Genomic DNA, 12,375 nt, shown 5'->3' with positions numbered 1-12,375 from the left:
GCCAGAAAACTCGTGATCTACGTCAACACCGTTCTTGCCAGAAATAGCCCATGGACCGCTTGAACTAATGGTTGCTCATGGTGAGGTGCGCAGGCTCCTGAGCCTGTCGAAGGGGCCGAAGCCTCGAACCACGAGGGCGGGTGGTGAAAGACCACGCCCTGCTCAAGTCTCGGACCCAACCATCGGTCTGGTGCTCAACACGCGTTTCAACATGGTCCATGCACCCTGCTTCCTGCGGCCTTTTCTCTTTCACCCAAAAATTTCTGAGAAAAGCTTTTCTCATATTGACTCTTGCGTTGAGAAAAGCTTTTCTCAAGAAAATTCAAATGGGAGAAGACATCTGGAAAATCAGCGTGCGAAAAGCGGCCGCGCAACCATCCACGATGTTGCGGCGGCTGCGGGCGTAAGCATCTCAACGGCATCCAAGGCCTTGAACAATACCGGCCGCATGGGCGAGGAAACCAGGCAGAGGGTCAAGCGCGCCGCGACCGAAATCGGCTTTCGTCCGAATGCGCTCGCCAAGGGGTTGCTGAGCAATCGCACCTTCACGATCGGTCTTCTGACCAATGATACATATGGTCGCTTCACGCTGCCGGTCATGGCCGGCATCACCGAGGCACTCGTCGATCACGGCGTCTCTGTCTTCCTTTGCACGATCGAGGACGACCCCGCACTTGGAAAGGTTCATGTGGACGCGATGTTGGACAAGCATGTGGATGGCATCATCGCCTCGGGAAAGCGGATCGACCGCCGCCTGCCTGTCGATCTCTCCAATCTGCCGGTCCCGGTCATCTACGCATTTACCGAGGGCGCGCCGGGAAGCGTCACGTTCTGCGCCGACGACTATCAGGGGGCCGCCCTTGCTGTCGAATGGTTGCAGGGGCTCGGCCGGCGGCGGATCGCCCATGTGACCGGCCCGGACAGCTTTGTTTCCGTGCGTGAGCGCGCCAGAGCCTATCGCGATCTCACCGGCGACGAGCTGCCGGTCATGTACGGCACATGGTCCGAGGCCTGGGGCCACGACGCCGTGGCGCAATTATGGGGCTCGGCCGCGGCAAAGCCGGACGCGATCTTCTGCGGCAACGACCAGATCGCCCGCGCGGTCGTCGATGCGCTTCGCGAGCGCGGCGTGCGGGTGCCGGAGGATGTTTCGGTGGTCGGCTTCGACAATTGGGAGATCGTCGCGGCTCAGACCCGGCCGCCGCTGACGACGGTCGATATGAATCTCAAGGCCCTTGGCCGCGAGGCCGGGTTGACGGTTCTTGCTCTTGCTGAGGGGCGCGACGTCGAACCTGGCATCAGAACTTTGCCGTGCGAGCTTATCGTGCGGCAATCGTGCGGGGGAGGCCCCGGTCGTTGATTGAATGAAAAGGGGCTGACGGGAGTAGCCCCATGGGAGGAGAAGATGATGAAGCGATTTCTGGCCGCAACCGGCCTTATATCCTTAGTGCTTGCATCCGGTGCATCTGCCGAAAACATCTCCATGTGGGTTCGAAGCGGCATTGGCGATTCCTTCAAGAAAGTCGTCGAGGCCTATAATGCCGGCCATGACGACAAGGTCACGCTGACGGAAGTACCCTTTTCCGAACTCGTGCAGAAATATGCGACGGCCATTGCCGGCGGGCAGGCGCCAGACGCCTTGTCGATGGACCTCATCTATACGCCCGCCTTTGCCGCGGCCGGTCAGCTGGAGGATCTGACCGACTGGGCCAAGAGCCTGCCCTATTTCAATTCCCTGTCGCCTTCGCATGTGAAGCTCGGCACCTATGACGGACATATCTATGGCCTGCCGCTCTCGGTCGAGACCTCGGTCTTTGCCTGGAACAAGGATCTCTACCAGAAGGCCGGCCTCGATCCTGAAAAGGCCCCGGCCACATGGGAAGAGATCGAGCAGAATGCCGAAAAGATCCGCGCGCTTGGCGGCGATACCTACGGCTTCTATTTCTCCGGCGGCGGCTGCGGCGGCTGCATGATCTTCACTTTCACGCCGCTCGCATGGGGCGCCGGCGCCGATATTCTCTCGGCGGACGGCAAGACGGCGACCCTCGACACGCCGCAAATGCGCAAGGCCGTCGGCTTCTACCGCGACATGGTCAAGAAGGATCTGGTGCCGGCAGGGGCCGCAAGCGACACAGGCGCCAATTTCCTCAGCATCAGCAACGGCAAGATCGGCCAGCAGAGCATAGGCGCCTTCTCGATCGGCACGCTGATCACGCAGTATCCCGATATCCATTTCGGCGTGACGTTGATCCCCGGCGTTGACGGCAAACCGTCTTCCTTTGCCGGCGGCGACAATTTCGTCATCTCCAAGGGCACGAAGAAGCTCGATGCCGTGAAGAAGTTCCTCGAATACACCTATTCGCTCGAGGGACAGAAGATCATGGCGAAATACGGCAGCCTGCCAACACGGGGCGATATCGCCGATCAAGTGCTTCAGGGCCTCGATCCGCGCATGCAGGTCGGGCTGAAGGCGATCGCCGTCGCCAAGACACCCTATACGCTGCAGTTCAACGACCTGATCAACAGCGCCAACGGCCCTTGGGCAGGCTTCACCAACGCGGCCATCTTCGGAAGCGATGTCGATGGCGCTTTCTCCAATGCCCAGTCGGAAATGCAGTCGATCATCGACAACGCACAACAATAATCAATCCGCGAACGCCGGGGAGCCTCAAGGCTTCCCGGTCCCTCCATCGCAATATCGGGAGCATTCCATGGCTGGCCCTGGAGTTATCGCAACCGCGCGTCGTCGAAAACGTCAAAGACGTGCCAGCTGGCACGGGTTTGTCTACATCGCGCCGGCCATGGCGCTCGTCATCGTCTTCTTCGTTCTGCCGGTGATCTTCACTATCTGGATGAGCTTCCACAACTGGCCGCTGCTCGGCAATCCCCGCTGGATCGGCTTCGGCAACTATATCCGCATGGTCTCGGACGTGCGCTTCATGGCGGCGCTGCGCTTCACCGCCTATTATACCGTCATCGTGACCATTGCGATCTTCGCCGTCGCCTTCCCGCTCGCCTTCTTCGTCGAAAAGCACCGGCCGTTCGTCGGCTTTTACCGAACGATCATCTTCCTTCCCGTCGTCGTCGGGCTTGCGACGGCCTCGCTGCTCTGGGTCTGGCTCGCCAATGTCGACGCCGGCTTCTTTGCGCCGGTCGCGCAGGCGCTTGGCCTCGTCGACAAGCGGCCGAACCTGCTTGCCGATTTCGATATGGCCTTCGCGACCGTCATCGTCATGGTAGTCTGGAAGATCGCCGGCTTCACCATGATCATTCTGCTCACCGGCCTGCAGGCAATTCCTTCGGAGCTGACCGAGGCCGCCCGGATCGACGGCGCCAAGCGCTGGCAGCGCTTCCGGCATCTGACCCTGCCGCTGATGCGCCGCACGATCGCGCTCGCGCTGATCATCTCCATCACCGGCTCGGTGCTCGCCTTCGACCAGTTCTACATCATGACATCAGGCGGACCGCAGAACCGGATGATCTCGGTGGTCTACTATATCTTCAACCAATCCTTCGTATCCTTCAATCTCGGCTATGGCGCAGCACTTTCGATCGCCCTCCTCGTCATCCTGGTGCTGATCAGCATCGTCCAGCTCTGGCTGCTGCGCGTCGGGGAGGACCGGCCATGACCACCGCAAAAGAGCGTCGTGCGCGGCGCAAGCTCTTAGATGGCATCGGCTATCACGGCATCGGCGTCGTCATCGTCATCTTCTTCTTCGCCCCTTTCGCGATTGCATTGCTGTCGTCATTCCGGCATGGAACCGAGGCCAGCCTGCCGCCGCTGCCGCCATGGCCGACGACCGGCTTCAGCTTCGACGCCTACCGCTCGCTCGATGGCTTCGGCGCCGGCGTCATCCAGCACACGCTGAACTCGCTCTTCGTCTCGGTCGGCACCGTGCTGTTGACCGTCATCGTCAGCCTGCTCGCCGGCTACGGCTTCTCGCGCTATCATTTTCCCTTCAAGGGCGCGCTCTTCATCCTGATCATCGCGACGCTGATGATCCCATTCCAGTCGATCCTGACACCGCTCTTCATTATCTTGGCAAGGCTCGGTCTCAACAATTCGCTGATCGGCCTGACGCTCGTCTATGTGACGCTGCAGCTTCCCTTCTCGGTCTTCATGATGCGCAACGCCTTCGACGCGGTGCCGAAGGAAATCGAAGAGGCGGCGCGCATCGACGGTGCGCGCGATCTGAAACTGCTGTTCCGCGTTCTCTTCCCCTTGGTGCTGCCGGGTGTCGCGACCGTTGCGATCTTCGCCTTTCTCAATGCCTGGAACGAGTTCCTGGCGGCATTGGTGCTCTTGTCGAGCAACGAGAAGTTCACGCTGCCGGTGCTGATGATCGCCGTCAGGACGGGCCGTCTCGGCGCCGTCAACTGGGGTGCCGTCCAGGCCGGCATCGCCGTCATGACCATCCCCTGCGTCATCGTCTTCCTGCTTCTGCAACGCTACTACATGCGCGGGCTGATGGCCGGCGCGGTGAAATAACCCTTCGAACAATGGATCAAAGCTATGTCTGACAGAAAAAGTCGCCAGTTCCGCCCCCTGCCCGTTCCGAATGTCGAGCTCGCGGGCCTGTTCGGCGCCCGCCAGGATGCCATCTGCAACTCCACCGCGGCAACCCTCCTCGACCGCTGCGTCGAGGCGGGCATGATCCAGGCGATCGATATCAGCCAGCCAAGCCCCGGCATCGTCATTCCGTTGCAGACATGGTCAGGCTCCACGCAAATGTTCTGGGATAGCGACCTCGGCAAGTCGATCGAAACCATCGCCTATTCGCTCTATCGTCGTCCCAACCCGGAGTTGGAGGCGCGGGCAGACGCCATCATCGACATGTATGAAAAGCTGCAGCAGGAGGACGGCTATCTAAATGCCTGGTTCCAGCGCGTCCAGCCCGGCCGTCACTGGACCAACCTCCGCGATCATCACGAACTTTATTGCGCCGGCCATCTGATCGAGGCGGCCGTCGCCTATTATCAGGCGACGGGCAAGCGCAAGCTGCTCGACATCATGAGCCGCTTTGCCGATTACATGATCACCGTCTTCGGCCATGGCGAAGGCCAGCTGCGTGGCTATTGCGGCCATGAGGAGGTGGAGCTCGCCCTCGTCAAGCTCGGCCGCGTCACCGGCGAGAAGAAATATCTCGATCTCGCGAAATACTTCATCGACGAGCGCGGCCGGGAGCCACATTTCTTCACCGAGGAAGCGCTTCGCGACGGCCGCGATCCGAAGAACTTCGTGCAGAAGACCTATGAATACAGCCAGTCGCACCTGCCGGTGCGTGAACAGACAAAAGTCGTGGGGCACGCGGTGCGCGCCATGTACCTCTATTCCGGCATGGCCGATATCGCCACGGAATATAATGACGACACGCTGACGGCGGCACTCGAGACGCTTTGGGACGACCTGACCACCAAGCAGATGTATGTGACCGGTGGCATCGGGCCGGCTGCCTCCAATGAGGGCTTTACCGACTATTACGACCTGCCGAACGAAAGCGCCTACGCCGAGACCTGCGCTTCCGTCGGCCTGGTCTTCTGGGCCAACCGCATGCTCGGCCGCGGCCCGAACCGCCGCTATGCCGACATCATGGAAGTGGCGCTCTATAATGGCGCGATGGCGGGTCTGTCGCAGGACGGCAAGACCTTCTTCTACGAAAACCCGTTGGAAAGCGCCGGCAAGCATCATCGCTGGACTTGGCACCATTGCCCCTGCTGCCCGCCGAACATCGCGCGCCTGCTCGCCTCTGTCGGCTCCTATATGTATGCGGCGGCCGACAACGAGATCGCTGTCCATCTCTACGGCGAGAGCAAGGCGCGCGTACCGCTCGCCGGCGGCGCGACCGTGCAGCTTTCCCAGACGACGCGCTATCCCTGGGATGGCGCAATCCGCTTCGAGATCAACCCCGATCGCGCGGCCAAATTTGTGCTTTCGCTGCGCATTCCCGAATGGGCAGAAGGCGCCACGCTTGCAGTCAATGGCGCGCCGGTCGATCTGGCAACGGTCACCGTCGATGGTTATGCCCGCATCGAGCGGGAGTGGCAGGCTGGCGATCGTGTCGACCTTGCCCTCCCGCTCATCCCGCGTGCGCTGTTTGCCAATCCGAAAGTCCGCCAGGACGCCGGACGCGCTGCCCTGATGCGCGGCCCGCTCGTCTATTGCGTCGAGACGACGGACAACGGCCACGACCTCAACGGCATTTCGCTTTCCAGCAATCCGGCCTCCGCCAAGACGGCTGAAATTGCCGCATTGGACGGGGCTGTGGCGCTCGATGTTTCGGTGACGCGCGATGAGGCTGATTGGGGCTCTCACCTCTACCGGACGGCACCACCGAAAAGCAGCGTCTCCACCGCGCGTTTCGTCCCCTATCATCTCTGGGACAATCGCGAGCCCGGCGAGATGCTTGTCTGGATCCGCGCCGATCAGATACAGCGCGGAGCCTGACATGACGAAGAACGGCATGCGCCTGACCGGCGTCCGTAAAAGCTTCGGCGGGCTCGCGGTCATCCACGGCATCGACCTCGACATACCGGAAGGGGCCTTCGTCGTCTTCGTTGGCCCGTCCGGCTGCGGCAAGTCCACGCTGCTGCGCATGATTGCCGGGCTGGAGGAAGTCACCGACGGAGAAATCGCCATCAAGGGCCGTGATGTCACCGACCTCGACCCATCCGAGCGCGGCATCGCCATGGTCTTCCAGTCCTATGCGCTCTATCCGCATATGAGCGTGCGCGACAATCTCGGTTTCGGGCTGAAAATGGCCCGAACCGACGCATCCGAAATCGAAAGACGCGTGCGCTCCGCCGCCGCGATCCTCAAGATCGACCATCTGCTCGACCGCCGGCCGGGACAGCTTTCCGGCGGCCAGCGCCAGCGCGTCGCCATCGGCCGCGCCATCGTTCGCGAGCCGGATGTCTTTCTCTTCGACGAGCCGCTCTCCAACCTCGACGCGGAACTTCGCGTCTCCATGCGCATCGAAATTGCCCGGCTGCATCGCGAGCTCGGCAATACGATGATCTATGTCACCCACGACCAGACCGAGGCCATGACGCTTGCCGACAGGATCGTCGTGCTGAGGGATGGTCGGATCGAGCAGGTGGGCAGCCCGCGCGAGATCTATGAAGATCCCGCCAACAGTTTCGTGGCAGGCTTCATAGGCTCACCAAGGATGAACATGATCGAAGCGGCATGGTCTGATAATGGGATGGCAAAGGTCGGCAATGGCAGCATCAAGGTCGACCTAACACAGCATAGACCTGCACCCGACGAAAAGATCCTCCTCGGCATGCGGCCCGAACATTTCGTCGTCGCTTCGGGTGCGGACGACGCCTTGCGGGTCACGGTCGACGTCACCGAATACCTGGGCGGCACCCGCTATCTCTACTGCCAGACGGAGGACGGTCAATCCGTTATCGCCGAATATCGCGACGGGCCGGAGATCGAGCGCGGCGACACGCTCCACCTGTATTGCCCGCCCGAGCGCCGGCGCTATTTCGACAAGCAAGGGGGACGGCTGCGTTAGCAATCGCGATCGCATTGACGCTCGCGAATGACCACTTCAAGGTCGATATCGTCATCGTCGCTCATCGCCATCCGAGCATAGAAGGACGATGCGGGTTCGCGACCAGTCTCTTTAATCTCATAGGCCTCAAGGGCCCGTTCGACGATATCGGCGATCGTGCGATTTTCGCGTCGGGCAAGCCGATGCGCGAGGTCTCGCGCCTTGGCACTCCGAACGGACAATTGCGGTTCAGCCATATTTGTCTCCTATCGGCTGCGTATTAAGCCACTTTGCTGACCCGCACTGGAACGGACTTGTAGGATGGCGTGCCGCTTTCCTTGTCCTGATAATCGATCGGGATCAGGCAATTTGCCTCCGGGTAATAGGCCGCAACTGAACCCTCTGAAATATCGTAGGAGATCGCGGTCAGCTTCAGCAATCGCTTGGCGCCGGATGGAAGGGCGGTCTCGATCTCGACGAGATCGCCGTGCTCCAGCCCCTTTGCTTTCAGATCCCTGTCGTTCATGAACAGCACATCACGGCGACCGAAGACGCCGCGATAGCGGTCGTCGAGGCCATAGATCGTCGTATTGTACTGATCGTGGCTGCGGATGGTGGCGAGCTTGAGGATAGTCCCGTCCGAAAGCGAGATGTCTTCGTTGAGGCCGAAAAACAGCTTGAACTCCGCCTTGCCGGAAGGCGTCTTCCAGATGCGTTCCGTCGGCCCAAGCGGCAGGCGGAAGCCACCCGGCACGCGGATACGCTCGTTGTAATCGGCAAAGTCCGGATAGACCACTTCGATCTTGTCGCGGATCAGATCGTAGTCGGTGATGAGCTCCATCCACGCGACCTTGCTATCAGGCAGGGTCGCATGCGCCATCGCGGCAACGATGGCGGGCTCCGAGCGCAGCTGGTCGGAGGCCGGTCTCAGCCGGCCGCGCGAGGCATGCACCATTGACATCGAATCCTCGATGGTCACGGATTGTGCGCCGGTCGCCTGAACGTCCTGTTCGGTACGGCCAAGTACGGGGAACAGGAAGGATTCCCTGCCGATCAGGAGATTGGAACGATTGAGCTTGGTGTTCATGTGAACGGCAAGATCGAGCTTGCGCATAGCTTCGGCACATAGGTCCGGATCAGGAAGCGCGATCGAGAAATTGCCGCCAAGGCAGATGAGCACCTTGGAGCGCCCCTCGGCCATTGCCTGCATGGCGGCAACGGCATCGTGACCATGATGCGCCGGCGATTTAAAACCGAAGGCGCGCTCGATGCCCTCGATCAGCGCGGCATTCGGCTTTTCGGTAATTCCGACGGTGCGGTTGCCCTGCACATTGGAATGTCCGCGCAACGGGCAGATGCCGGCGCCCGGCTTACCGAAATTGCCGCGCAAGAGCAGCAGATTGGCAATCTGCTGCACATTCGCCGTTCCCTTGGCGTGCTGGGTGATACCCATGCCATAGGCGACGATCGTCGCCTTGGATTTGGCGTAAGCAGCCGCAACCCGCTCTAGGTCGGCGCGGGCAAGGCCTGAAACCCGCTCGATGTCAGCCCATTCCGTCTGGTTGATGTCGGCAACGAGCGCATCGAAGCCGATGGTATGCTCCGCTATGAAAGCATGATCGAGAACATCTTCCGAGGCTTCGGCCAGCGCCAGAACCGCTTTCATGATCCCCTTGAGTGCGGCGGCATCGCCGCCGATCTTGACCTGATAATAGGAGGAGGCAATCCGGGTCGAGCCGAAGGTTCCCATCTCGATTGGGTCCTGCGGATCGGCAAAGCGCTCCAGTGCCCGCTCCTTCAGCGGGTTGAAGACAATGATTGGCACACCGCGGCGCGAGCATTCATGCAGTGTGCCCATCATGCGGGGATGATTGGTGCCGGGATTGTGCCCCATCGAAATGATCAGATCGCATTTGTCGAAGTCATCGAGCGAGACCGTGCCCTTGCCGATGCCGATCGATTGCGGCAGACCGACGCTGGTTGCCTCGTGGCACATATTCGAGCAATCGGGGAAATTGTTGGTGCCGTATTCGCGCGCGAAGATTTGGAAGAGGAAAGCCGCTTCGTTGGAGGCGCGGCCCGACGTATAGAACTCGACCATATCCGGATCGGGCTGGCTGCGCATGACCTCGCCGATACGGGCAAAGGCGTCCTCCCAGGCGATCGGCTGGTAGGTGTCGGATGCCCGGTCGTAGACCATCGGATGGGTCAACCGGCCGAAATTTTCCAGCTCATAATCGCTCCAGGTCAAAAGCTCGCTAACGGTATGCTGAGCAAAGAATTCGGGCGTCACGCGCTTGTTCGTCGCTTCCCAGGTAACGGCCTTGGCGCCGTTTTCGCAGAATTGGAAGGTGGACGTGTGTTCCTTGTCGGGCCAGGCGCAGCCGGGGCAATCGAAACCTGTGGGCTTGTTGGTGCGCAGGAGAAGGCCCGGCGCCTCGGTGACATCCATCTGGTCGCGAACCGCCTTGGCAGTTGCCTTCAAAGCGCCCCAACCGCCTGCGGGGCTATTGTAGGGACGAATACCGGGGACTTCACGCTTCTGCGCCATCATACGCTCCTTTGGCTGCCCAGACGGCTTCCTCCCAAAGACCGGGCTTACAAGAAATAAGCATGTGACATCAGGGAGTAAAGCACAATCAAGCGGCAGTGGATCGAACAATCGCCGCAGGTGATGAACCGATGCAAAACGCTAGTTCCTGAAGACCAGGCAGGAGCCGCCTTGCTGCCGGATCTGAGTGCAAACGGCATCCGCCTCCTCCCGCGTTTCCCGCCCTATGCGCGCCGCATAGCGGACCCGACGGCCGAAATCGGCATTGCGCTGACGCACGATCAATGGCTTTTCGACGTTCAACGGCGAAGGCAGCTTGCGGATATTCGCTATAAACAGGCGCCGAGCGGCATCCAGCTGAAAATGCTCGGCGAGCTGCGCACCCCAGGGCGCCCAGGGCCGCTCCTGCTCCAAGGGCGTCGGCTTCAGGCGTCGGCTCTGGGCAAGCGCGACGCAGGAATCGACAAACGGCTTGCTCTTATCCAGCACCGGGGCTGCGATATCGGGCGGATCGTCGCGCCATTCCTCGACGCTATGAGCGGTGATCGCGCTCACATAGTTGCGCGTCTCATAGGGAAGCCCGCCGGAATTCAGGAAATTGGCGAGACCCGCCTCACCGGCATTGTAGGCGGCGGCGGCGAGACCAAGATTGCCGAAGCGGTCGCGCAACTCATCGAGGTAGGTCGCAGCCTTGCCGAGTGCTTCGAGCGCATCATAGCTGTCGCGCACGCCACGCAGCTTTGCCGTTCCCGGCATGAATTGCGCGATGCCGCGCGCGCCTTTGGGACTGACGGCATCGGAGCGAAACAGGCTTTCGCGCCAGACCAGCCGCGCCAGATAATCCGGCGGCAGATGGTTGGCATGAGAAAAATACTCGATGGCCGTGCACAGATCGCGATTGTAGCTATCCTTGCGCAGGCAAAGCGTTTGGCCCGTCTCCGTCGTCAGCGGGCCGGAGACGCAGGAAGGCGGCGCAGCGCGCCATTCCGATTGCGCGGCTGCGGGGCTAAAAGCAAAGACACCCATGGCAAATGCGATCGCAAAAGCGACGACGATGCTGACGAAGCCTGCCCGATACTGCCTGCCTGCCATCTAAGCGATATCCGTCCGAGGTCAACCGATCGCAAATTCGCGGCCTCTTCATAGCATCGAAGAGCGGCAGCGAAAACCTCTGACGCGACGGCGATTGTTTGCCGGCGGCTATTGCGCGAGGCGGCCGCCGCGCATCGGCGCCGGCACGCCTGTCGTGCCGGGAAAGCTGATCGGCAGACCGCGCAGCACACGTACGGCCAGAAACGCAAAGCACTCCGCCTCCACCGCATCGCCACGCCAGCCGAGATCTTCGGCAAAGATCGGCTCGACGCTAGCCCGACTCTTCAGCATCGACATGATCGTCGGATTATGCCGGCCGCCGCCGCTGACGACGACCTTAGTGGGCCTGCGAGGAAGGAGATCCAGCGCCTTGCCGACGGCACTCGCGGTGAAGGCCGAAAGTGTGGCGGCACCGTCTTCCGGCCCAAGGCCATCCGCCATGGCGGCACCAAAGTCGAACCGATCGAGCGACTTCGGATAGGGTGCGGTCATATAGGGGTGCTGCAACAATCGTTCGAGCCGCGCCTCATCGACCGTGCCGGCACGTCCAAGCGCGCCGTCACGGTCCATTTCGCCGAGGCCATGGAACTTGATGAAGTCGTTCAGCGGCGCGTTGGCCGGGCCGGTATCGAAGGCAACGAAATTGCCCTCGCCATCCCACCAGGTGATGTTGGCAACGCCGCCAAGATTGAGAATGGCCACTTCGCCCGCTGCCCCCGCACCGCGCAGCAGGGCGGTATGATAGGCGGCGGCAAGCGGCGCGCCTTGCCCACCGGCGCGCATGTCGGCCGAGCGGAAATCATAGGCGACCTTGGTGCCGAGGATGGAACACATCAGCTCGCCATCCCCCAGCTGCCGCGTCTGCCCCAGCCGACCCTTCTGTGGCGCGCGATGAAGCACGGTCTGGCCATGGAAGCCGACGACGCCGATGTCAGCCATCGTCATGCCGTTATTTTCGACCAGTTCCCTCACTGCCTCCGACTGGGCGCGCGTGAGGGCCTCCTCGGCTTGCTTGAAGATTGCCGGCTCCGGTCCTTCGAAATTCCAGACGCGCGCCTGCGCCAGGGTCTCTTCCAGGAGCCTGCGGATCCAATCGGGATAGGGCGCCAGCACGTAAGGGCCGAATTCCTCGACGCTCTCGCCATCCGTCTTCAGCATGGCGACATCGATATTGCCGTCGAGGACGGTCCCGGTCATCAGACCGACTGCCCAGATTGGTTCCATGATCAGGCT

Annotated in this window: 10 protein-coding genes; 6 read left to right on the top strand and 4 right to left on the bottom strand. The window is 61.2% G+C overall.

Translation table 11 applies throughout. From position 1 onward, the window contains the following. The first annotated feature begins 340 nt into the window (after positions 1–340). The 6 genes from ACPYOP_RS21640 (at position 341) to ACPYOP_RS21615 (ending at position 7,520) form a co-directional block, all read left to right on the top strand. Positions 341–1,360, top strand: coding sequence for a LacI family DNA-binding transcriptional regulator (locus tag ACPYOP_RS21640; RefSeq protein WP_481412366.1), 1,020 nt, complete (start codon positions 341–343; stop codon positions 1,358–1,360). Between the two features lie 45 nt (positions 1,361–1,405). Next, the gene (locus tag ACPYOP_RS21635) at positions 1,406–2,644 is read left to right on the top strand and encodes an ABC transporter substrate-binding protein (RefSeq protein ID WP_481412363.1); all 1,239 of its coding nucleotides are present in this window, start codon (positions 1,406–1,408) and stop codon (positions 2,642–2,644) included. A gap of 67 nt (positions 2,645–2,711) precedes the next feature. Then, positions 2,712–3,629, top strand: coding sequence for a carbohydrate ABC transporter permease (locus tag ACPYOP_RS21630; protein WP_481412362.1), 918 nt, complete (start codon positions 2,712–2,714; stop codon positions 3,627–3,629). Further along, positions 3,626–4,489, top strand: a complete 864-nt coding sequence (locus ACPYOP_RS21625) for a carbohydrate ABC transporter permease (RefSeq protein ID WP_481412361.1) — start codon at positions 3,626–3,628, stop codon at positions 4,487–4,489. The genes ACPYOP_RS21630 and ACPYOP_RS21625 overlap by 4 nt, the downstream gene beginning before the upstream one ends. A 24-nt stretch (positions 4,490–4,513) precedes the next feature. Next, the gene (locus ACPYOP_RS21620) at positions 4,514–6,445 is read left to right on the top strand and encodes a glycoside hydrolase family 127 protein (protein WP_481412360.1); all 1,932 of its coding nucleotides are present in this window, start codon (positions 4,514–4,516) and stop codon (positions 6,443–6,445) included. Between the two features lies 1 nt (position 6,446). Continuing rightward, positions 6,447–7,520 (top strand): ABC transporter ATP-binding protein, encoded by a 1,074-nt coding sequence (locus tag ACPYOP_RS21615; protein WP_481412359.1) that lies wholly within the window; start codon positions 6,447–6,449, stop codon positions 7,518–7,520. On the opposite strand, the gene ACPYOP_RS21610 is transcribed toward ACPYOP_RS21615, so the two are convergent. The 4 genes from ACPYOP_RS21610 to ACPYOP_RS21595 all read right to left on the bottom strand — a co-directional run bounded on the left by ACPYOP_RS21610 (position 7,517) and on the right by ACPYOP_RS21595 (position 12,366). Next, positions 7,517–7,756, bottom strand: coding sequence for a plasmid stabilization protein (locus tag ACPYOP_RS21610; RefSeq protein ID WP_481412358.1), 240 nt, complete (start codon positions 7,754–7,756; stop codon positions 7,517–7,519). The two genes, ACPYOP_RS21615 and ACPYOP_RS21610, sit on opposite strands and share 4 nt — an antisense overlap. Positions 7,757–7,779: 23 nt before the next feature. Then, entirely contained in the window at positions 7,780–10,050 is a 2,271-nt protein-coding gene (locus tag ACPYOP_RS21605; protein WP_481412357.1) for an FdhF/YdeP family oxidoreductase, read from the bottom strand. Between the two features lie 141 nt (positions 10,051–10,191). Next, positions 10,192–11,142, bottom strand: a complete 951-nt coding sequence (locus tag ACPYOP_RS21600; protein WP_481412356.1) for a lytic transglycosylase domain-containing protein — start codon at positions 11,140–11,142, stop codon at positions 10,192–10,194. Between the two features lie 108 nt (positions 11,143–11,250). Next, entirely contained in the window at positions 11,251–12,366 is a 1,116-nt protein-coding gene (locus tag ACPYOP_RS21595; RefSeq protein ID WP_481412355.1) for an anhydro-N-acetylmuramic acid kinase, read from the bottom strand. Positions 12,367–12,375: the final 9 nt, after the last annotated feature.

It is taken from the genome of Rhizobium sp. KNZ2-6A (assembly GCF_056755475.1).
This window is presented reverse-complemented; position numbering and strand designations above follow the sequence as displayed.

Bases quoted from the DNA above. Each gene is read 5' to 3' on its own strand.
- ACPYOP_RS21605 (WP_481412357.1), bottom strand. From the start codon at position 10,050: ATGGCGCAGAAGCGTGAAGTCCCCGGTATTCGTCCCTACAATAGCCCC.
- ACPYOP_RS21610 (WP_481412358.1), bottom strand. From the start codon at position 7,756: ATGGCTGAACCGCAATTGTCCGTTCGGAGTGCCAAGGCGCGAGACCTC.
- ACPYOP_RS21635 (WP_481412363.1), top strand. From the start codon at position 1,406: ATGATGAAGCGATTTCTGGCCGCAACCGGCCTTATATCCTTAGTGCTT.
- ACPYOP_RS21600 (WP_481412356.1), bottom strand. From the start codon at position 11,142: ATGGCAGGCAGGCAGTATCGGGCAGGCTTCGTCAGCATCGTCGTCGCT.
- ACPYOP_RS21625 (WP_481412361.1), top strand. From the start codon at position 3,626: ATGACCACCGCAAAAGAGCGTCGTGCGCGGCGCAAGCTCTTAGATGGC.
- ACPYOP_RS21595 (WP_481412355.1), bottom strand. From the start codon at position 12,366: ATGGAACCAATCTGGGCAGTCGGTCTGATGACCGGGACCGTCCTCGAC.
- ACPYOP_RS21620 (WP_481412360.1), top strand. From the start codon at position 4,514: ATGTCTGACAGAAAAAGTCGCCAGTTCCGCCCCCTGCCCGTTCCGAAT.
- ACPYOP_RS21615 (WP_481412359.1), top strand. From the start codon at position 6,447: ATGACGAAGAACGGCATGCGCCTGACCGGCGTCCGTAAAAGCTTCGGC.
- ACPYOP_RS21630 (WP_481412362.1), top strand. From the start codon at position 2,712: ATGGCTGGCCCTGGAGTTATCGCAACCGCGCGTCGTCGAAAACGTCAA.